We start from the raw sequence: 22,119 nt of genomic DNA, 5'->3' as shown, positions 1-22,119 counted from the left end.
TTGATCCCGCGACCGCCCTCTTTCACAGAGAGAGCGGTTGGCGGGATCTTTCGTGTTGATGACGATAGGTCAGTATGGCCTTTTCCTTTAGATGAGTAATTGATATTTTTCTTACGAATCATACATGGTTAAATGCATAAATATTCATTTCCTTTCGGGCGGCGTTGCGGTGTCTGGATGGAAAATTATAGGGCTCGCTGGATTTATGCGCTTGTGAACCGTTTAAAGCCATCTTTTAACATTTGTTAGGAATTTCTCTTGCTGATTTTAGGGGGGAATATGCTGTTTCGTAAAGCGGGAGGCGGCTTTTTATCTTCCTTTTAGCCGTCTTTTACACGCTAAAAGACCGTTAGGACTGAGACGAAAGACCGCCTTTTGCAGATTGGAGGTCTGTTTTTTGCATATTATGCGGCGATGCCAGAAAACCGTATAAATCGCAAATGGTGAAAAAATATAACATTTCTTCGTTCTTCGAGAGCTGATGCATTGAACTGTAAATGTTGTGAATCGTGTGCGTCCCTTTCATTTTATTCGGAAAATCATGCCGTAATCAATCTTTTTTCTTATCTTTGCAAGGAATTAATAATGAAGATCATGAAACGAACATTCCTCACTTTTCTCTTGCCTTTGATAGCCGTTCATACGCTTTGTGCACAGCAGGTGATTGCCCATCGCGGCTATTGGAAACATGAGGGTGCCACCCAGAATTCGCGCGCCTCCCTGCAGTATGCCCTCGACTTGAATGTTTACGGTTCTGAAACCGATGTGTGGCTGACGGCCGATGGGCATATCATGGTGAATCATGATGCCGTTTTCGACGGGGTGGAAATTGAGAAAGCCACCTATGAACAGTGCAAGCATCTCACCCTGAAGAATGGTGAGAAGATGCCCGAGCTGAAAGACTTCCTGCAGATTCTGCGGCAGCATCAGGGGAGCACGAAGCTCATCATTGAGATCAAGCGCCATTCCACCCCCGAGCGCAACCGTGAGGCTGCCCGCCAAGCGGTAGCGGAAGTAAGGCGGTATGGCGTAGAAGACAAGGTAGAATATATCTCCTTTGATCTGGACGCATGTACTGCCGTCGTCCAGTCCGACCCTCGGGCAAAGGTGGCTTATCTGGGTTGGGAATATACGCCGTGCCGTCTTTTTTCGGAGGGGTGTACAGGCGTAGACTTTGAGAAGAATGTCTTTCGCCGCCCGGCTACGCGGCATTGGCTTGCGGAAGCCAAATGGCTGGGCATGACCGTGAATGTCTGGACTGTCAATAAGACCTCTGCCATGGAGGAAATGTGTAAGCTGGGTGTTGACTATATCACCACTGACGAGCCAGTTGCCTGTATGCTCACGCTGAAGGCGGCCGGCGCAACTCCAGTGTCTGCCGACTGATGCGGCTTGACGAGGCTACGCTCGAATTCATCAGGCAGCACCGCATGGAAGATGTGCGCCGCCTGGCTTTCCTTGGAGACAAGTTCCCCGAAGTGGATTTCCGAGTGGCCCTCGACCAGATCAGGGGCTGGCAGCAAGCCTGCCGAAAGCTCCCTTCCTTGGCACGGAACCCCGCCATCTACTATCCTCCCCATCTCTCGATGGAGCAGTGCAGTTCCGAGACCACGGCGGTCTATAAGGCGCGGCTGGCCCGTCGGCTGGTCCCCGAACTGGGTAGCATGACAGACCTCACGGGCGGCTTTGGCGTCGATTGCTATTATATAGGTCGACAATTCAAGACTGTTGATTATGTGGAGCGACAGCCTGACCTGTGCGAAATAGCCAGACACAACTTTACGGTTCTTCGGGCGGACGGGTTTGGAGTATACTGTCAGGACGGAGTAGACTATTTGGAGCAGATGCGGCCCGTAGACCTTATTTATATAGACCCTGCCCGCAGGGATGAGCACGGGGGCAAAACCTATGCCGTCAAAGACTGCCGGCCCGATGTCTCGGGCCTGAAAAAAATGTTGGTGGAGAAAGCCCGGTATGTGATGGTCAAGCTCTCGCCGATGTTTGATTGGCATGAAGCGGTAAAGGAACTTCAATATGTAAGGGAAATTCATATTCTGTCGGTCTCTAATGAGTGCAAGGAACTCCTGCTCGTGCTTTCCCGTGAGCAAGCCGGGCTTCTGACACTCACCTGCGTGAACGATGGCGCGAGATTCCGCTGTGGGGCAGAATCTGTGCCTGTTGCTTATTTGGAGGGAGATTTAAGAGTGGGAATGTATCTCTGTGAGCCCAACGCGTCCATCCAGAAAGCAGGCTGTTTCGGAGCCCTCTCCGAAGCCAAGGGATTGAAGATGTTGGCCCGCGACTCCCATCTCTTCGTGTCAGAAGAGAAAATCGACGATTCCATCGGTCGTGTATTTCAAATTCAGTCGATTTCATCGCTCAATAAGAAATCCGTCCGTCAGCACCTGAAATCTGTTTCCAAAGCCAATATAACCGTCAGAAACTTTCCTATGACTGCGGCCGCGCTGCGCCGGCGGCTTAGGATGGGTGATGGCGGAGACATCTTTCTTTTTGGAACAACGCTGCAAGATGGCGGCCACACCTTAATTATATGCAAAAAAGCACACTAAATTTGGAAGTCTCCGTTTTTCTTCGTATTTTTGCGTGTTTTATGGAGGTAACGAGAAGACTTTAGCCACCAAGCTACTTGGGGGAAATGCCCCTTCACTAAAAGAGAAGACAATGTCATCAATCGAGATTAAGAAGATAGAGACAAAGAAAGACCTGACCACTTTCATTGATTTCCATTACGAGTTGTATAAGGGCGACCAATATGATACGCCAGCTTTGTTCAGTGACGATTTCAACACCCTGAGCAAGGATTACAACGCGGCTTTTGATTTCTGCGAGGCCGAGTATTATCTGGCTTACAGGGATGGCAGGCTGGTAGGGCGCGTGGCCGCCATCATCAACCATAAGGCCAATGAGCATTGGAACCGCAAAGATGTGCGTTTCGGCTGGATAGACTTCATCGACGACCGAGAGGTGTCAAAAGCCCTTTTGAGTGCGGTGGAAGCCTATGGCCGTTCAAAAGGAATGATGGATATGGTGGGTCCTTTAGGTTTTACGGATATGGATCCGGAGGGCATGCTTACAGAAGGTTTCGACCAATTGGGAACGATGGCTACTATCTATAACTACCCGTATTATCCCGAGCACATAGAGGCTCTCGATGGATTCACGGTCGACAATACATATGTGGAATACAAGCTTATTGTGCCGAAAAGCGTTCCGGAGAAGTATGCCAAGATAGCCGAGATGATTCAGAACCGTTACAATCTGCGTATCAAGAAGCTCAAGAAGAGTGAGGTGTATGGCAAGGATGGTTATGGGAAGAAGATTTTCAGCCTCATCAATCTGACTTATAAAGACCTTTATGGGTATTCCGAGCTTACGGACAGGCAGATAGACCAGTATGTCGACATGTATCTGGCCTTTGCCGACCTTGACTTTATCACGCTTGTCGAGGATGCGAGCGCCGACAACAAGCTTGTAGGAGTCGGGATTACGGTTCCCTCGCTCTCTCACGCCTTGCAGAAGTGTCGCAAGGGGCGCCTGCTTCCGTTCGGCTGGTGGCATCTCGTCAGGGCCATCAAGTTCCATAAGACCAATATCGTAGACTGTCTTTTGATAGGGGTCGACCCGGATTACCGGGCCAAGGGAGCCAATGCGCTTCTCTTCAGCGATCTGATTCCCCGTTACATTCATTATGGCATCGAATGGGGAGAGACGCAGGTCGAGATGGAGACCAACGAGAATGTGAAGAATATGTGGGGTGCTTTGGAAACTCAGCTCCATAAGCGCAGAAAGTGCTACAAAAAGTCGCTATAGTCTTTGATGCTCACGAGATGTGTTTAACCCGGAAGAAAACAGAATATGAGATATGCCTGAAGTTTTAAATAGTCAAGAAGTAAAGAATCCCGTCGGGGGACAGACGCAGGATGGAGCGGTTTCTTATACCGACGACAACATCCGTCATCTCTCGGATATGGAGCATGTACGCACCCGGCCGGGTATGTACATCGGCCGTCTCGGCGACGGCAATCTGCCCGAAGACGGCATCTATGTGCTCCTCAAGGAGGTCATAGACAATTCCATTGACGAGTTCAAGATGAATTCCGGCGACCGCATCGAGGTCGACATCATCGACAACCTCCGTGTCAGTGTCCGCGATTATGGGCGCGGCATTCCGCAGGGTAAGCTTGTCGAGGCCGTGAGCGTATTGAATACTGGAGGTAAGTACGACTCCAAGGCTTTCAAGAAGAGTGTCGGGCTGAATGGCGTCGGCGTGAAGGCCGTGAATGCCCTGAGCTCCCGTTTCGAGGTGAAGTCTTTTCGAGAGGGAAAGGTTCGCGGGCTCGTTTTCGAGCGAGGTATCGAGAAAGGAGACACCACCACCAAGTCGACCGATGAGAACGGTACATACATCTTTTTCGAACCAGACGGTACGCTGTTCAAGAACTATGAGTTCCACGATGATATCGTGGAAACCATGCTCCGCAACTATACCTACTTGAATTCAGGTCTCACCATCATGTATAACGGCCGTCGCATCCGCAGCCGTAACGGACTGGAAGACCTGCTCACCGACAATATGACGGTGGACGGCCTCTATCCGATTATCCACATGAAGGGCGAGGACATCGAGATTGCCTTTACTCATACCAACCAGTATGGAGAGGAATACCACTCCTTCGTGAACGGCCAGCACACCACACAGGGCGGCACCCATCAGAGCGCTTTCAAGGAACATATTGCTCGAACCATCAAGGAATTCTTTAATAAAAACTACGAATACACCGACATCCGGAACGGAATCGTAGCAGCTATAGCCGTGAATGTGGAGGAACCCGTCTTCGAAAGCCAGACCAAGATCAAGCTGGGCTCCACCCAAATGGCCCCGGGCGGCGACTCCATCAACAAGTATGTGGGCGACTTCATCAAGAAGGAGGTGGACAATTATCTGCATATCAACAGCGACATAGCCGAGATCATAGAGAACAAAATCAAGGAGAGTGAGCACGAGCGCAAGGCGATGGCGGGCGTTACGAAGCTTGCCCGTGAGCGGGCCAAGAAGGCCAATCTGCACAATCGCAAACTACGCGACTGCCGTATTCACTACTGCGATTCGAAGAACGATCGCAAGGAGGAATCTTCCATCTTCATCACCGAGGGAGACTCGGCGAGCGGAAGCATTACCAAGAGCCGCGATGTGAACACGCAGGCCGTGTTCTCACTTCGCGGAAAGCCCCTCAACAGTTTCGGTCTGACCAAGAAGGTGGTCTACGAGAACGAGGAGTTCAATCTCCTTCAGGCGGCTCTCGACATAGAGGATGGACTCGACAACCTGCGTTATAATAAGGTGATCGTGGCCACCGATGCCGATGTCGACGGCATGCACATCCGTCTGCTCACCATCACCTTCTTCCTCCAGTTCTTCCCGGAGCTCATTAAAAAAGGACATGTCTATGTGCTCCAGACACCGCTTTTCCGTGTCCGCAACCGTCGCACGAAGATCAAGGACAAGCGCGTGATAGCAGAGGCCGACGGCCGTTTAGGCAAACATGAGAGGAAGACCGACTTCATCACCCGCTATTGCTACAGTGAGGAGGAGCGGCAGGATGCCATCCGCGACCTTGCTCCCGAACCTGAAATCACCCGATTCAAGGGACTGGGGGAGATTAGTCCGGAGGAATTTGCCCATTTCATCAGCCCCGACATGCGTCTCGAGCAGGTAACGCTGCACAAGAACGATCAGGTAGCAAAGCTGTTGGAATACTACATGGGCAAGAATACAATGGAGCGGCAGAACTTTATCATTGATAACCTCGTCATCGAGGAAGACATCCCGGAGGAAGACAGCAGACCTCTGGAATGACAAGGATTTATGGTGTAATAATACGATCGAGAATGAGAGAAACAAATAGCCGGGGGCTGAAAAGGGCCATATTCTTTCTGCCTTTTAGCCTCTTCACCCTTTTGCCTTTGAATGCCCAGATGCGCCTGGACTTCAATTCCAACAGTCCAATCCACAAGTTGCAGATAGCGGAGATGGCCGTGAACAACCTCTATGTTGACTCCGTCGACGAGAACAAGCTCGTGGAGGATGCCATCCGGGGAATGCTCGAGAAGCTCGATCCCCACTCCTCTTATTCCACCGAGAAGGAGACCAAGGAAATGACGGAGTCCCTGAACGGCTCCTTCGACGGCATCGGCGTTCAGTTCAATCTCGTGGAGGATACGCTGCTCGTCATTCAACCCGTCTTGAAAGGCCCTTCCGAGAAGGTCGGCATCATGGCCGGCGATCGTATCATCACGGTCGACGACACGCTGATTGCAGGCGTCAAGATGAGCAAGGAGGAAATCATGAGGCGGCTCCGCGGCCCCAAGGGGACACGGGTGAAGCTGGGCGTGGTGCGCCGCGGCATCGGCGAGAGGCTTATTTTCCAGGTCGTGCGAGACAAGATTCCCGTGAAGACCGTTGACGGCTATTATATGATTCGGCCGCAGGTGGGCTACATCCGCATCGGCAGTTTCGGGCTTACCACCTACGATGAGTTCATGGAGGCGGTGAAGGCTTTGAAGAGGGAGGGCATGCAAGATCTCATCCTCGACCTTCAGGAGAATGGAGGCGGCTATCTCCAGGCTGCCGTACAGGTGGCCAACGAGTTTCTCCACAAGGGCGACCTGATCGTCTATACGCAGGGACGCTCCGTGCCGAAGCAGGAATCCCGGGCTCAGGGCAACGGTCATTTGCTCCAGGGCAAGGTGATGGTGTTGATCAATGAATTCAGCGCTTCGGCTGCCGAAATCGTAACGGGAGCCATTCAAGATCAAGACCGCGGGCAGGTCGTAGGCCGCCGCTCGTTCGGCAAGGGACTCGTGCAGCGCCCCATTGAGTTTAAGGATGGCTCGATGATGCGTCTCACCGTAGCCCACTATTTCACGCCTTCCGGCCGCTGCATCCAGAAGCCTTATGTGAAGGGCGACATGAAAGACTACGCCCTTGAACTGGATCAACGCTATAAGCATGGCGAGTTGTACAGTGCCGACAGCATTCATTTTGCCGACAGCCTGCGGTATTATACCCTGCGCCGCCACCGTGCCGTGTATGGCGGAGGCGGCATCATGCCCGACTTCTTCGTGCCGCTTGACACCGCGCAGTTTACCCCCCTTCACCGTCAATTGGTGGCCAAGGGCATCGTGCTCAACGCCAACCTCAAGTATGTGGACAAGCACCGCCGCTCGCTGCGGGCACAAACTCCGGCTTTTTCAGATTTCAAGGCGAGATTCGAGGTCCCCCAGAGTCTCATCGACGAGGTGCTGCGTGAGGGTGAGAAGCAAGGGATTAAGCCGAAAGACAAGGCTGAATTGCAGCGCACGCTGCCTTATCTACGATTGCAGCTGAAGGCTTTGATAGCCCGCGACTTGTGGGATATGTCGGAATATTTCTCCATCATGAATGAGGAAAACCGCATCGTCCAGAAGGCCGTGCAGTTAATCCGATAAGGTAGAGTAGACAGCCTTGCGGGTTTCAACGACTGCAACATGGAGTGTCAACAGCTTATAAAAATCTGAGGGATGCTCATAGAATAGTACCCGGCTGTAGGTGCTATTGCTGTCTGCCGCTTTCAGTGTACGGTTTGGACACCGCAAAGAATCAGTCTTGTATTTCGTCTAAGAGCGCAAGGGCCCTGTCTTCGTTAGCCTCCATGATTTCCCTTTCGCCGGGTCCCTTGTCGTTGATGCCGCAAAGATGGAGGATGCCGTGGATGATGACGCGGTGCAGTTCTTCGTCGTAGGGCTTGCCGAACTTCTCGGAATTGGTGCGCACGGTGTCGAGGCTTATCACGATGTCGCCGTTTATCCGGTCGCCCTCGTCGTAGTCGAAGGTGATGATGTCGGTATAATAGTCGTGTCCGAGATACTCGCGATTGCACTCCAGGATTTTCTCGTCGCTGACAAACAGATAGCCTATCTCTCCCACCTTGCGGCCATAAGACGCGGCTACGCCCTTGATCCACCTTGTGATTTCACGCTTCTTTATCTTCGGCATCCTGGCGCCGTCGGTGTTATAGGTAATCATTCTGTTACTTTCTGTGGGGAATAAACTTGCTTATGTCTGCGCCGAAGTGCTCCATTTCACGAATCATGGTCGATGAAACGGTGGAAAACTGAGGGTCGGCAAAAAGCAGGATCGTCTCGATTCCCGAGAGACAACGGTTGGCAAAGGCCTGTTCCTGCTCGTATTCAAAGTCGCGGGAGTTGCGTGCCCCCTTAATGATGAAATGAGCGTTTTCCGCCTTTGCAAAATCAACGGCAAGTCCGGAAAATGGTTTTACCTCGATACGAGGCTCGTCGGCATAGAGTTTTTGTATTGCCTTGATGCGTTCTTCGGAAGACTTGAGGTCCGGCTTATGAACATTGTCGGCTGCCACGCCTATGACCAGTCGGTCGCAGAGAGTCAGGGCACGCCGGGCGATGTCGTCATGTCCCACGGTGAAGGGGTTGAAACTTCCTACGAAAATACCTGTTTTCATTTCTTGTTTTCTTTGATTTTGTGATTTAGAAAAGCTGTGGTTCCAAAATGTTGCCATTGTAAGGATTGCGTCCAAGATGGTCGTAGGCGAGCTTTGTGGCCATGCGTCCGCGAGGCGTCCGCTTGATAAATCCTTCCATGATGAGGAACGGTTCGTAGACTTCTTCGACGGTTCCGGTGTCCTCGCCGATGGCGGTCGCGATGGTGGAAAGTCCCACCGGGCCTCCCCGGAACTTATCAATGATGGTGAGCAGAATCTTATTGTCGATTTCGTCAAGGCCGTATTGGTCGATATTCAAAGCTTTAAGGGCAACCTTGGCAATATCGTTGGTGATGCGCCCGTTGCCCTTCACCTGCGCAAAATCGCGAACCCGGCGAAGCAAGGCGTTCGCGATACGAGGCGTTCCGCGCGACCGGCGGGAGATCTCCACGGCGGCATCATCGTCGATAGGTACTTGCAGGATGCCTGCACTTCGCCTGATGATGCGCTGCAGGGTGTTAGGTTCATAGTATTCCAGATGAAGGTTGATGCCGAAGCGTGCCCGTAAGGGGGCTGTCAGCAATCCGCCTCGGGTGGTAGCTCCGACAAGGGTGAACGGATTCAGGTCTATCTGTATGGAACGAGCTGAAGGCCCCTTGTCTATCATGATGTCGATGCGATAGTCTTCCATCGCCGAATAAAGGTATTCCTCGACGACGGGTGAGAGGCGGTGAATCTCATCGATGAAAAGCACATCATCGGGTTCCAGCGAGGTGAGGATGCCAGCAAGGTCGCCTGGTTTATCCAGTACCGGACCACTTGTAATCTTGATGCCCACGCCCAGTTCATTGGCAATGATATTGCTCAGCGTGGTTTTCCCCAGCCCCGGAGGGCCGTGCAAGAGGGTGTGGTCGAGCGGTTCGCCACGGTATTTGGCAGCTTCCACAAAGACTTCCAGATTCTCCACCACCTTTTTCTGGCCGCTGAAATCGCTGAATTTCAATGGGCGCAGGGCGTTTTCAAATTCCTTCTCGGCCTTGGAAAGCTGTTCGTCTCTTATGTCAAATTCGTCGGACATTCAAATATTTTTTAATCCTTTGCAAAGATACATCTTTTCTCTATAACATGCAAATATTTTAAAGCAAGACTAAAGTAGACTCCCTCTGTATGATTGACTCAAATCAAGATTAGCGATTATAAGATCAAAGTATATGCTAATTTGTAATTCTAATAGTATTTTTTAATAGAATTTTAATATCTTTGCACTATTAATTATTCGCATTTATGAGAATTCTATTTAGTCTAATGTTGGCTTTTACATTTATGACAACTTATGCCTACCCGGCTGATATAGCTGTTGTGAATGATTCAAAAGCAGTGAGGCAATCTCAAGAAGATGTCGTTACCGGAATTGTTACAGACGCAAAAGGAGAGCCTCTTATTGGTGCTACCGTTCAACAAAAAGGAACGGAAAACAAGTCGATTACTGATATTGATGGGCATTATGTCCTGCATTTGAAGCCAGGGAGAGTGCGAACTTTGGTAATTACTTATATCGGAATGAAATCTCAGACCATTCAGGTTAGTGGGAATATTGTAAACGCAACCCTTCAGGAAGATGCCAATCAGCTTCAGGATGTCGTTGTAGTAGGAGCCTACGGTACAGCCCAGAAGCGTTCAGACTTGGTCGGTAGTGCCTATCAGGTAAATTCTGATCAGTTGAAAGGTCTTCCTCAACAGCGAGTGGATGTCCTGTTGGATGGTTTGATTCCAGGTGTAAAGATTAGTCCAAATACAGAAGATCCAGGCTCTCCGCGTACTCGCCTTAATGTCCGTATACGCGGCGAAGCCTCCTTGAATGCATCCAATGAACCGCTCTGGGTGGTCGATGGAACGCCGATGTACACCGGCGACCGCACGAATATGATGCCTGGAACGAGCTATACGGTAAGTCCCCTCTCTTACTTGAACCCTGATGATATCGAGTCAATCACCGTATTAAAAGATGCGACCGCAACCTCCATCTATGGAGCCGATGGAGCCAATGGCGTGATTCTCGTTACCTTGAAGAAAGGCAAGAAAGGCAAAACCAACATTCATGCCAATGTGCAGTATGGAGTTGCGAATATCGATGAGAGCACTGCTCCAAAGGTGATGAACGCTGCACAATGGATGGCTTTGGCAAAGCAAGCCTATAAGAATGCGGGTCTTGATATGCGCACTTTCCCTTATCAAGATAATGACATGAACTCTTATTCTACTACTGACACGAACTGGAGGGATGTCTTTTATGATACTGGAACAACATTTCTCACCAATGTGTCGCTAAACGGAGGGTCAGACAAAGTGGATTATTATGTTTCCGGACAATATTATCAAAACGAGAGAACCGTCAAGGGCAACGAGCAGCAGCGCTTGTCTCTGCGCTCGAATCTTAACTTTCAACTTTTGGAGAAGTTGAAACTAACGGTTGGACTTTTTGCTTCCTACAATGACAACGACCTGTTCGCGCTTGGAAGAGAGTATTATGAGCTGTTGCCAATTTATTCTCCTTATAATTTAGATGGAACTTATCGCCTTTATAATAAGATAGTAACAGGCGTCGACAACAATGGCGATCCTATCTATGCAATTCAGAGATTTATCTCAAATTCCATATTGGAACGCGATCAGAATATCAATAACCAGAAGACTTGGTATTTCCGAACGAATTTCCAACTGTCTTATGATATCATGAAAGGACTGAAGTATACGGGGCAGTTTGCCTATGACTATCAAAGTACGCTGGAGCAAACTTATAGCTCTCAAAGAAACTGGACGGGTATGAATACGGCAGGGATTCCTGTCGGATATGCCCGTCGCTCTTCGGCAGACATTGTGAACTGGGCAACCATTCACCGTCTGAACTATAACAATACTTTTGGGAAGCATACTGTGGGCGGTGTGTTCGGCTTTGAAGCGGATTCCCGCGATTATACGACTATGTATGTAACTGGCTCTGGCTTTATTAACGATCATATTCAAGATGTGAGCCAAGCCTCCCTCCGACAAGGGTATAACTCAAGCAGCAAGAGCCGTAAGGTTTCTTTCATCGGCCAGTTGAGCTATTCATTCGACCACCGATATTATCTGACGATGAACGGTCGTAAGGACGGAAACTCCCAGTTCGGCACCGATGTGAGATGGGCAAACTTCGCATCGGTGGGTGCTTCATGGAATGTCCATAATGAGAAATGGTTTCGTATTCCATGGATGAAAGTCTTAAAGTTGAAGGCCAGCTATGGTGCCAATGGCAACTCCCGCATAGGCTCTCAAGAAGCTCTCGGCACTTATTCCTATGGCGACAGCCATTCTTATAATGGTGAGAGCGGAGGTACACAGGGCCAATCGCCTAATAGCAAGCTTAGTTGGGAGACAACCTATATGACGAATCTTGGTTTCCGCATAGCGGCCTTTAACCGAATCGACTTTGAGTTTGAATGGTATAATAACCTTACAAAGAACCTTCTGAGTCAGCTTCCGGTATCTCTTACTACGGGTGATACTCGTGTATATCGCAATGTAGGAGAGATCCAGAATCGAGGTTTTGAAATCAACATAACAACCCGTAATTTCATTGCCAAGAAAGAAGGAGACTTTACATGGACAACAGATATCAATCTTGCTCGTAATTCCAATAAGTTGAAAAAGTCGTATCGTGGTACACAGGTGAACTTTACCGACGGCATCTCTTGGATAGAAGGCGAAGATACCCGTACATATTACCTTGTTCGATGGGCCGGTGTGAATCCCTATGATGGGAGTCCGTTGTGGTATGATGCTAATGGGGATATCACGAAGACATACGATAGTACCAATAATCGGGTTAGGGGTAAGAAGTCGAACTCTATCATTACAGGCGGTCTTACCAATACTTTAACTTATAAAGGTTTCTCCTTACGCTTCCTTCTTAACTATCAGTTCGGAGGATATACCTATAGCAGCTTTGCTTCAATAGGCAACAGCGATGGTTATAATATCATCAGTAATAATCAAGCTATTGAGCAACAAGATTATTGGAAGTTCCCTGGTGATATAGCCTTGAATCCCAAGCCTATGGCAGGTGTGAGTACGGGCTCTTCCCGACAGTCTACCCGTTTCCTCTATAAGAAGGATCTGGTGCGTCTGCAAAATATAGTATTGGGTTATGAGATTCCCAGAGACTGGATTCGGAAATGGGGACTTACGAGTGCCGATGTGTCGCTGATAGCGGATAATCTTTTTGCCTATTCTCCTTATGCAAGCAGCAAGCGTAATTCTTATAAGACCGTGATGAGCGGCTATCCCTTGGAGCGCACCTTTACGTTATCATTGAATGTTGGATTCTAAAAAAGATGCTGAAAAATGAAAAGAAATACAATGAAATATAGTTTGCTGGCCTTGCTAATGATTCCTTTGACGGGATGTAGCGATTTCCTTACCGTTGAGCAGAAGGGTAAGACCACCATTCCCTCATTCCTGTCAGACCCTAGAGGATTGCAGGCAGGCCTTATAGGAGCCTACAATAAATTCTATACTTATTATGACGGAGAGTTCTCCAAGTACTCAGAAGTTGCTGGGAACATGTGTTATGTAAATCGGTCTTCAGGGTCTTCTGTGCTTGATCAGTATAACTTCACTCTGAATCCAGAGAATGCCACTACGGCTTATTATATATGGTATCGCATCAATGAGGCGCAGGCGAATGCCAATAACATCATTCAATATGCACCGATCGTAGAGGCGGCTTACCCTGCAGCAGCAGACAAATGCAAGAAGATTCTCGGACAGGCATTGCTTCTCCGAGCCCTTTGTCATTTTGATCTCGTAAGAGTCTATGCACAGCCCTATAATTATACTGCTGATGCCTCCCATTTAGGAGTTCCCGTATTGACGAAGACGCCAGGCCCGAACGATAATCCTGCGCGTGCTACGGTGAAGAGCGTGTACTCTCAGGTGCTTTCCGATCTGAGTCAGGCAGCAGGACTGCTCACCGATGAGGTAGCCGCCGATCGCTTCTATGGTTCTCTTCAGGCGGTAAATGCCATGTTCTCTCGAGTATATCTTTACATGGAGGATTGGCAGAATGCATTTGACTATGCAGAGCGAGCAATCGCAAACAAGTCGCTTGCCCAAGGTGCCGATTATATCAATATGTATATGGATCTGAATATGTCGGGTGAGGCGATTTTCCGCTTGAATGGACACGATATGAGTGGCAAGCTCAAGGAATTCTACACATTAGAGTGCTTCCCTGCGGATACGCTTATCAGTCTTTATGACTCAGATGATATCCGTTTGCCGCTCTTGCAGCAAAGCGGAACGAACAAATGTATTAAGTATGCGGCAACAGTCGTTCCCGACAGGCAGGATAAGCATGAGGATCCTATCATCTTCCGTCTTTCAGAGATGTATTTGAACGCTGCGGAGGCAGCCTGGAATCTTGGTCGCTATAACGATGCCCGTTCTTATATTCGGGCTATCGTGGAGAGAGCAGTCGGAAGTTTGAAGGCGCAGGCCGTACTTTCCGGATGTTCAGATGCCGACCTTATCAGCCTCATTCGCACCGAGCGAGTAAAGGAGCTTTGTTTCGAAGGACATAATTTCTTCGATATCACCAGATGGAAACAGGATCTCGTTCGTGAAAGGAACACCCCTTCCATGGTTCAAAAGATTGCCTATCCGAGCAACCTCTTTATTCTCCCTATTCCACGGTATGAGTTGAATGCCAACGAGAACATGCTTCCTAACCCCAATAACAACTAATGGAAATGAAACGATTTTTATTCATAGCACTTATCACTTTGGTCGGTTGCAACAAGAAAGAATTTGACGGCTACGACCATCCGTTCATCTGCATTACAACGGAGACAGGAGCCTCTTCCATAACGGTATTGTCGAAGGTAAACAATCTCAATACCTATATTGTATCGGTCAGCTCTCGACCTTTTACGAAACCTTTGACCGTTAATTATGAGATTAACGTTGGAGACGGACTTACAGAGGGGGTAGACTACGAGCTGGTAACAACGGGTAATTCACTCGTGTTTGAGCCAGGAGTTTATGATATGCCAATCCGCATTCGCTGGATATCGCATCCTGTAGACGAGGGTAAGAACAACAAGCTGACCATCACGCTGACGGCAAACAGTCAGGATTTCACCCTTGGACTGCCAGGCAAGTCCGGGAAAGGAAAGTCATTAGTAATAGAAAAGAAGAATTAACATGAAGACGAAGAAATTATCCTATCATTCCGTTGTGCTTGCCCTAGTGGTTTTATTCCTAGCGGCCTGCTCTGACAATACGAATTTTCTTTATCAAGATATAGATGCTCCGAGGATGTTGTCCTTTGGGTTTTACGCAGAAGACAACCCCGATTATCTGTCAAGCGATTATGTCATCGACCTATCCGGGCAGTCGGTTGCCGGCACATCTACGGTGTCCATAAGCCTCCCCATGCCTTCTACGATCGACAAGTCAAGGCTCGTGGCCCGCTTCACGACCTCAGACGGGACAACGGTCAAGGTAAATGGTGTAGATCAAACCAGCAAGTCTACAGCTAATAACTTCAAGGTGCCCGTCGATTATATCGTTACAAAGGGCAGCTTCAATGTGCGTTATGCCATAAGCGTAACCAAGGCTACAGGTTTGAAATGGCATGAGGTGGCGACATTCGAAGACCTTACCGTGTTTGGCTCTCCCGTTATGAAGATTAACCCGAAGACCCACGAGCCTTATGTAGGGTTTAAGATTCGCAGTAACAACAATAACCATCCGGTGGTCATCAAGCTGAATGGAAGTGAATGGGAGTATGTGGGAGGCACTTCTTTTGGCAACGAAATCAGCAGTTCTTACTTTGACATGGACTTAAGTGCAGATGGGATCCCATTTGTTGGATATGCTGACAATACGGCTTCTGTCAAGGGTGCGCTTACCGTTCAGAGCTTTACGAATGGGAACTGGGAGTTTACAGGTGGCTCGTCAGGTGTTTTGAAGGCTCAGTCTACATATCTTGGCATCACCGTCCTCGGCAATGGCGAGGTGGTAGGAGCCCAGGTGAACAATGCAACCCATTCCGACTTTGCACGTCGCACCCTCGTGGTTTCCAATTATAAGGATGGCATCTGGCGCAGCCAAACGCCTTCCATGCTCACCAATCAGGTATACATGTCGAACATGGCAGGAGGCAAGGAAGCTGCTTATGTCATCAGTATCAATCGTGGTGCTGTGAGTGGTATCAACTACGGATACAATGTATTGAAGTATGAAAACGGCGAATGGAAGGCCATGGTCCTCAACTATCTAGAGCCGGGTAACACCTTTAATAACATCTATACGATAGGAGCCTATGTTGCGCCAGATGAAGTTCCATATATTTGGACACTAGACAATGCGTCTGGGGCAACAGCCATGCGCATGAAATACTACGACGCCCAGGATGCCACTTGGAAAGAGCTTGGTGGGAATGTGCTTCCGCTAGGATTTGTGCCAGACCGCCATACCGAAGTGGCTCTTGCTGTGGCTACTGATGAAACGCCCTATATTGTTTATAACAATTTGTCCGATCAGAACTATCCTTACTTCATGTACCTTGACCAAGAGACGGGGCAATGGAGTGCTCCCGTGAAGATAGCCGACATTCCCGCAACGGGTTTGAATATCGACTTTGCAAAGACGGGCGTGGGCTATGTGGCTTTTACCGATAGTGGAAACAAAGTGCATATCTTCAAGTATGAGTAGGATCTTCCTCTTGGTGCTGTTTCTCGGGCTCTCGATTGCTCCCTCCGAGGCTCAGCAGACGATCGAAGGCTATGTGTATTCGGATGTAAATCGGAATGGTCGAAGAGACCGCCAGGAGGCGGGAATTGCCGGCATTCCGGTCTCAAACGGCAAGGATGTCGTGCTGACGAATGATAAGGGAAAATACAAGCTTCGCCTCGCCGAGGGCTTCAGTGTGTTCCCTATTCTTCCATCCGACTATACGCTGTCTACAGGGAAGGTGGTAAACAGCCATTTCCGGGTCAGTTTTAAGAAAGGGGAAGGCAGCCCAGATTTCGGGTTGAGGCGCAAGGCCGTGAAGCAGCAATTCCGTTTGAATGCCATCGGTGACGTGCAGGTGGGCAACTATCAGGAGTTAGACTATGCTGCAAAGACGCTGTGGCCTGAGCTGCTCAATACAGATTCGACGGACGTGAACCTCTTCCTTGGCGACTTGGTAAACAATAATCTCTCCCTTCACTCTAAGTTGAAAGAGATGATGGAGTTGCTGCCTTCGCAGACGTGGACAGTCATTGGGAACCACGACCGAGATGCTGATAGCATCCGCCGAGGGCAGACCAAGACCTATAGCACGATCTTTGGGTCGGATGTCTATGCCTTCAATGAAGGAAAGGTGCATTTCATCGTCCTCAACAATGTGTATGGCGATGGTGCTAAAGGGTATCACGGAGAGTTACCGGAAGAAGCGCTTGAGTTTGTGAAAAATGACATTCGCCTGGTACCCCAAGACTATCTTATCTGTCTCAGCATGCACATTCCTCTGGCGATGACGAAGAATCGCAATGCGCTGCTCGATATTTTGAAAGATCGGAAAGAGGTGCTTGCCATTACAGGACATCTCCATCGGGTCATGCGCTTCTTCTATGGAAGACCAGGAGTGCATGTCCATGAGTTAGGCGCTGGTGCCACCTGTGGATTCTGGTGGGTAGGAGAGAAAGACTGGGAGGGCGTTCCCACGGCTCTTCAGCAGGGCGGTACGCCACGCAACTATTTCGTGCTCGACTTTACGGGAAATTCTTACAGCCTGCGTTGCAAAGGCGTGGGGCTTGATGCGCACAGGCAGATGAGCATTCATGTAACGGGCATTGATACGCTCGACACCCATCTCCGCGACATGGAGGGCACGGCGCCTTATCAAGCGTTGCTCACCATCTGGGGAGGCTGCGACTCTACCGAGGTGAAATGCCGTGTGGATGGAGGGGCGTGGATGATGGCCAGAAAGACGGATGCCATTGATCCGAATGTGGCGCGGATGCGCGAGATGAATCTACAGAAGGTTTATCCCACGCGCTATAACCGCGTGAATCCGATGCGCAGGACACCCTCGCCACAGCTGTGGACATTCCCCCTCCCAGAGTCTGCCCGTAGCGGTGCTCACCGCATAGAAGTGCAGGCAAGCGATGGATATGGGTTCCGAGCAAGTGGGCAAAGGGTGTTTGTCTACGAGTAAGCGGGCCTGCTCTTAGGAGTCGAAGCCATGCCTATAAAAAGCTCCTTTTGTTCGCAGTTTTAAAGATAGCTATAAACTGTTTTGTAAAAGGCCGCTAGAAACTCTCCTTTTAACGGCTAAAAGGGGAGTTTTTAACGGCTAAAAGGAGCGTAAAAGGCCATCTTTTACTTTTCTGTTTGTGGGTGTGATGGAAATGGTTGGAAATCAGCGGTTTTTCAAGTTTCTGCAGGAAATGTTTGTGGAGGTGATAAAATATCTCTATTTTTGTAGGGAGAAAAGGCTAAGGAACCAACTTTAAATCTTGCAGCTCTTTGCTTCCCTTGCCGCGAAAAATGGCGAAGAGAGAGGGGGAGAGCTTCTGTTCCGAAGTGTTATGATGATTAAGACCTGATAAATTTAAATTAATCAATGTCCAAACGTTTACTCTTGATGTTTGCGGGATGTCTCTTCGCAGTATCTTCTTTTGCGCAATGGGATAGTCGTAAGTGGGCTGCCGATAACTTCGCGCCTTCTAAAAAGGTAACCTTTACACAAACCAATCTCCCCCTGGTATTCATCCATGTAAAAGGTCAGATTATCCATCATGACAACAAGATACTAGCCACGATGAAGATTATCGATAATGGTGATGGGCATAACTATCGCGACACCCTTGCTCATCCTGGCCAGAAGGTGGATTACGAGGGGTATGTATCCCTGAAGTATCGTGGCAATTCCTCGTTCTATAGTTCTAGGAAGAAACCCTTTTCTGTTCGCCCCCTGAAGGCGAGCGATGTGGCTTCCAAGGGTGTGAATGCGAAGAAAGAGAAGGTAAAGATCATGGGCATGGCGAAGGATAACGACTGGGCACTCCTTGCGCCTTGGCAGGACAAGAGTTATATGCGTGATGTTCTCACGATGATCATGGCGCGTGGAGGGCATACCTTTGCGCCACACATGAAGTATTGTGAGGTGATAGTAGACGGCATCTATTATGGTATCTACATCATGTCAGAGCGAGCTACCAAGGGCTCTGGCCGCTTGAATCTGAACGATGTGAAGGCGAAAGACATGTCGGGAGACTTTCATGTGGAGATAGATCGCGATGACGAGGATCACTACTATCAGTCGAAATACACCCCCTTAAAGAGCGACGGGACGAAGATTTACGGAAAGAGGATCACTTATCAGTATAAGGAGCCGAAGTATGAGGACTTTGCCGATCTCCCCCCACATACCGAAGACTCTATCCAAGCGGCTATCAACGCCATGGAAGATGCGTTTGCTTCGGAGAACTATAAGAATCCCACAACGGGCTATCGTCAATATATCGATGTGCCATCCTTTATAGACCATGAGATAGCTGTGGAAGTTTCCAACAACATCGACGGGTATCGCCTAAGCTCACCCCTTTACAAATACAGTGCCACCCACGCTGCCAAACTGGGTGATAACGCAAAGTGGAAGACAGCCCTTTGGGACTTTAACATCGCCTATGGCAACGAGGGATACTATTCGCCGCAGGCAAATGGCATCTGGCGCTATACGGCCAACGATGTGATGTATCACAGAGACAACCAGCTCGTCCCGTTTTTCTGGTATAAGCTCATGAAAGATGAGGCTTATGTCAAGCAATTAAAAATGCGCTGGATGGAGCTTCGAACCACTCGTTATTCCGAGGCATTCATTTCTAGCAAGCTCGACTCTTTGCAAGCGGTGCTTATTGCAAACGGGGCTGTTGCCCGCGATAACCAGGCATGGAGTAATCATTTTGAAGTCTTGAGCAGCCAAAAAGAATCCCTGTATAACTATATTAAAGCCCGCCTTTTGTTTCTCGATGCAGGATGGCTCGCACCGAATCCGAGCGATGAGGAAGCGGGTGCAGGCATTCAGCATCCAGAAAAAGGAGCTTCGCCGACCGTGGTGTCGGTTTATTCCGTCCATGGCGTGGAGCAACAGCATTTACAGAAAGGACTTAACATCGTGCGGTATTCTGATGGAAGCATCCGGAAAGTGTGGGTTAGATAAAAGCGTTGCAGGGCATAGCCCGTTTTCTTTGCCTATAGGGAGCGATTTCGGAGGGTCGATCCGCCCTGTACTTCTACTTTCCAACTGGAGGTCAATCCTAACTTTTCTTCCCCAATTATTTGGCTGTTCCGAAAGAAAGTCGTATCTTTGCCGGCGTTAAGAGAGTCGTTTAAAGACATCACAGTTATGAGAGCAAAACAAGAAATCTTTATTTCAGAGGTAAAAAAGTTGCAGGATTATTTGGTAGTTCCAAATAATTTGCTACTCTCTCTCTCTCTCTCTCTCTCTCTAGGAATACAGGCTTACAGCCACTTCTCCTTTTTCTTAATCGCATACGCGCGCGAGGCAGGCCGCGCAAACCCAATAAACAAAGGGCTCAACCGAGTTCCCTTTGTTCGCTTTTTCATGCCCTTTTGCCCAGCAGGCAAAGAGCCCTATAAGACCCATTTTAATAGCAAATTTAATTCGTAAAAAGATGAAAGAAAAAAAACAAGTGAAAGATTATCGTGCTCCGGAGTGCCAGCTGGTACCCGTGGGGACGAGCTATCTGATGCAGACTTCGTTCCCCAACAGTGGCGGACACAACAAGGCCGGCGACGACGGCGACGATCTGAATGCCAAGCAAGGTTGGTTTGACGAGGACGATGACGCCCCACAGCAATGGGAGAATTAATAAACAAGTAAAAACAAGAACAGACAAAAGATGAAAACAAAGATTTTATCATTGCTCGCCCTCGCCGGCCTCATATCTTTTGCCGGCTGCGCAAGCGACGACACAGCGAATAACAATAACGACCAAGAGCCGAGCACCGAGGGACTGATCGGCTTCGTAGAAGAAGTCCCTGCGACGCGTACCACGGCCGAATACGACGGCACGGGCCTGGACTTCTATTGGACTGCCGGCGACCGCCTGTGGGTGAACAACGGCGGAACATTGACGCAAGATGCGTATAATAATATCGGCTCGAAGCTCGAAAACAATCCGGCAAACTCCTCTGCCGTAAAGCGCGCAGCCAAGGCCAAGTTCTGGTTCAACGGCACTTTCACGGCCAGCTCTTACCCCGTGCGCTACACCGGCAAAAACGGAGTAGCAGATAAAGTAACGATCAAGGCAAACCAGACGCAGACCATCCCTAATGACGCGAGCCACATCGGTGAAGACGGCGACTTCGGAGTAGCCACAGCTACCAAGCCCGCGGGCGTTGCCCAATATCATTTCACGCTCGATCACAAGGCCGCTTACATTACTTTTATGCCCTATACCGACCAAGGCGTAGTTGCCGGTGCTAAGCTTCAGAAGATTCGCGTCTTCACAGGCAACCCGTCCGACGCCCTTGCCGGCACATTCGATCTGGCGGATGATGGAACTTTGAGCAACCCCGCATCCACGTCAAACAGCGTAGAGCTCACCGTCCCCAATTTCTCCATCCCCACCACAGGAATTTACGCTACCAACGGCGCTACGACGCGCGTGAAGCCCATCATAGAACCTTACGCCACCAACGGTGCCACAATGGTCGTCAATCCCGGTACATACAACAACGTCAGCATAGAATACACTGTCCATGACCCTGTAACCCACGTTACCGGCACGATCACCAAGACTTATCCCAGTGTAACTTTCATGGCCGGCCGAAATAAAAAGGTAAACACAGACTTGCAAGTACCGGTTTATGGTCAAGACAACTTCTATATGTGGGATGCTGCTGAGGGTCAATACTATTGGTACGGCCACCTTGATTCTGACGGTAAACCCGACGGGAATTATCCTCTAAACAACACCGACTCTCGCTGGTATAGAGAAGATGCTTCTTGGCCATGTCCCCCCGCCAACCGCAGCGCCAAGGATTGCCCCAATGCCAACGAATTGATTTGGTATGTCAAGCATGGCGACCCCCATTGGGACAACGAACTTTGGGCCACCATGGGACACCTCTACAAGGGCGGCATGTGGCTTAAGAAAAAGGATAAGATCCCGGGCTTTACCGACATCAATTATTACGGTACCGATTACCGCCTCACATATACCAACTTCCCCAACACCAACATCACCCAGGGTAAGCCCAGCAACATAAACGATTACTTCTATCTCCCCGCGCTTGGCTGGTACCAAAACGGTACGTTGTACAGTGTTGGCGAAGACGGCTTCTACTGGTCGAGTTCGCCTTCCTCGTCGATAACCAAGAAACTCTCGTGGTACCTGGTCTTCAGCAAAGGCCTCATCATACAGGCAGGCGGCGCCACCGAACGCTACCGCGGCTACATGCTGTTAGACAAGAATTATGAAGATCAGTACCGACCCTTTGGACTGTAGATAGCTCGTCATCCGTGGATGAAAATAAGAAA

The 22,119-nt window shown here is 49.3% G+C and carries 17 protein-coding genes; 14 read left to right on the top strand and 3 right to left on the bottom strand.

Going from position 1 to position 22,119, the window contains the following annotated elements; all coding sequences use genetic code 11:
- Positions 1-594 precede the first annotated feature (594 nt).
- The 5 genes from C7120_RS03320 (at position 595) to C7120_RS03300 (ending at position 7,509) form a co-directional block, all read left to right on the top strand.
- Positions 595-1,386: a glycerophosphodiester phosphodiesterase family protein gene (locus C7120_RS03320; RefSeq protein ID WP_107621363.1), complete on the top strand. Its 792-nt coding sequence runs from the start codon at positions 595-597 to the stop codon at positions 1,384-1,386.
- Positions 1,386-2,570, top strand: coding sequence for a class I SAM-dependent methyltransferase (locus tag C7120_RS03315; RefSeq protein WP_107620341.1), 1,185 nt, complete (start codon positions 1,386-1,388; stop codon positions 2,568-2,570). Before C7120_RS03320 ends, C7120_RS03315 begins: the two co-directional genes overlap by 1 nt.
- Positions 2,571-2,682: 112 nt before the next feature.
- Positions 2,683-3,831: an N-acetyltransferase gene (locus tag C7120_RS03310; RefSeq protein ID WP_107621362.1), complete on the top strand. Its 1,149-nt coding sequence runs from the start codon at positions 2,683-2,685 to the stop codon at positions 3,829-3,831.
- A 52-nt stretch (positions 3,832-3,883) separates the two neighbouring features.
- Positions 3,884-5,878, top strand: a complete 1,995-nt coding sequence (locus C7120_RS03305) for a DNA topoisomerase IV subunit B (RefSeq protein ID WP_107620340.1) — start codon at positions 3,884-3,886, stop codon at positions 5,876-5,878.
- Positions 5,879-5,997: 119 nt separating this feature from the next.
- Positions 5,998-7,509 (top strand): S41 family peptidase, encoded by a 1,512-nt coding sequence (locus C7120_RS03300; RefSeq protein WP_233247067.1) that lies wholly within the window; start codon positions 5,998-6,000, stop codon positions 7,507-7,509.
- Positions 7,510-7,660: 151 nt separating this feature from the next.
- On the opposite strand, the gene ybeY is transcribed toward C7120_RS03300, so the two are convergent.
- The 3 genes from ybeY to ruvB are packed head-to-tail and all read right to left on the bottom strand — an operon-like array spanning position 7,661 to position 9,597.
- On the bottom strand, positions 7,661-8,086 hold the full coding sequence (gene ybeY, locus C7120_RS03295) for an rRNA maturation RNase YbeY (RefSeq protein WP_107620338.1): 426 nt from the start codon (positions 8,084-8,086) through the stop codon (positions 7,661-7,663).
- A gap of 4 nt (positions 8,087-8,090) precedes the next feature.
- Entirely contained in the window at positions 8,091-8,540 is a 450-nt protein-coding gene (coaD, locus tag C7120_RS03290; protein WP_107620337.1) for a pantetheine-phosphate adenylyltransferase, read from the bottom strand.
- 25 nt (positions 8,541-8,565) lie between these two features.
- Positions 8,566-9,597 carry a Holliday junction branch migration DNA helicase RuvB gene (ruvB, locus tag C7120_RS03285; protein WP_107620336.1) on the bottom strand — a complete coding sequence of 344 codons (1,032 nt, stop codon included), beginning with the start codon at positions 9,595-9,597 and terminating at the stop codon, positions 8,566-8,568.
- Between the two features lie 299 nt (positions 9,598-9,896).
- Here ruvB and C7120_RS03280 point away from each other — a divergent pair, with 299 nt between their 5' ends.
- The 9 genes from C7120_RS03280 to C7120_RS03240 all read left to right on the top strand — a co-directional run bounded on the left by C7120_RS03280 (position 9,897) and on the right by C7120_RS03240 (position 22,087).
- The gene (locus C7120_RS03280; RefSeq protein ID WP_233247008.1) at positions 9,897-12,887 is read left to right on the top strand and encodes a SusC/RagA family TonB-linked outer membrane protein; all 2,991 of its coding nucleotides are present in this window, start codon (positions 9,897-9,899) and stop codon (positions 12,885-12,887) included.
- A gap of 15 nt (positions 12,888-12,902) precedes the next feature.
- Entirely contained in the window at positions 12,903-14,303 is a 1,401-nt protein-coding gene (locus C7120_RS03275) for a RagB/SusD family nutrient uptake outer membrane protein (RefSeq protein ID WP_107620334.1), read from the top strand.
- A 5-nt stretch (positions 14,304-14,308) separates the two neighbouring features.
- Positions 14,309-14,761 (top strand): hypothetical protein, encoded by a 453-nt coding sequence (locus C7120_RS03270; RefSeq protein WP_107621361.1) that lies wholly within the window; start codon positions 14,309-14,311, stop codon positions 14,759-14,761.
- Between the two features lies 1 nt (position 14,762).
- Positions 14,763-16,277, top strand: a complete 1,515-nt coding sequence (locus C7120_RS03265) for a hypothetical protein (protein ID WP_146154192.1) — start codon at positions 14,763-14,765, stop codon at positions 16,275-16,277.
- The gene (locus tag C7120_RS03260) at positions 16,270-17,766 is read left to right on the top strand and encodes a calcineurin-like phosphoesterase family protein (protein ID WP_107620332.1); all 1,497 of its coding nucleotides are present in this window, start codon (positions 16,270-16,272) and stop codon (positions 17,764-17,766) included. The genes C7120_RS03265 and C7120_RS03260 overlap by 8 nt, the downstream gene beginning before the upstream one ends.
- Positions 17,767-18,174: 408 nt before the next feature.
- On the top strand, positions 18,175-19,773 hold the full coding sequence (locus tag C7120_RS03255; RefSeq protein ID WP_107620331.1) for a CotH kinase family protein: 1,599 nt from the start codon (positions 18,175-18,177) through the stop codon (positions 19,771-19,773).
- Between the two features lie 186 nt (positions 19,774-19,959).
- Positions 19,960-20,244 (top strand): hypothetical protein, encoded by a 285-nt coding sequence (locus C7120_RS14115; RefSeq protein ID WP_233247007.1) that lies wholly within the window; start codon positions 19,960-19,962, stop codon positions 20,242-20,244.
- 4 nt (positions 20,245-20,248) lie between these two features.
- Positions 20,249-20,446, top strand: a complete 198-nt coding sequence (locus tag C7120_RS03245; RefSeq protein WP_107620330.1) for a hypothetical protein — start codon at positions 20,249-20,251, stop codon at positions 20,444-20,446.
- 30 nt (positions 20,447-20,476) lie between these two features.
- Complete coding sequence (locus C7120_RS03240; RefSeq protein ID WP_146154191.1) at positions 20,477-22,087, top strand: hypothetical protein; 1,611 nt, start codon at positions 20,477-20,479, stop codon at positions 22,085-22,087.
- The last annotated feature ends 32 nt before the right edge of the window (positions 22,088-22,119 follow it).

The sequence above is a fragment of the Prevotella sp. oral taxon 376 genome, from assembly GCF_003043945.1.
GTDB lineage: Bacteria > Bacteroidota > Bacteroidia > Bacteroidales > Bacteroidaceae > Prevotella.
Note: the sequence above shows the minus strand (reverse complement) of the source record. Positions and strands in the feature narration are given on the sequence as shown.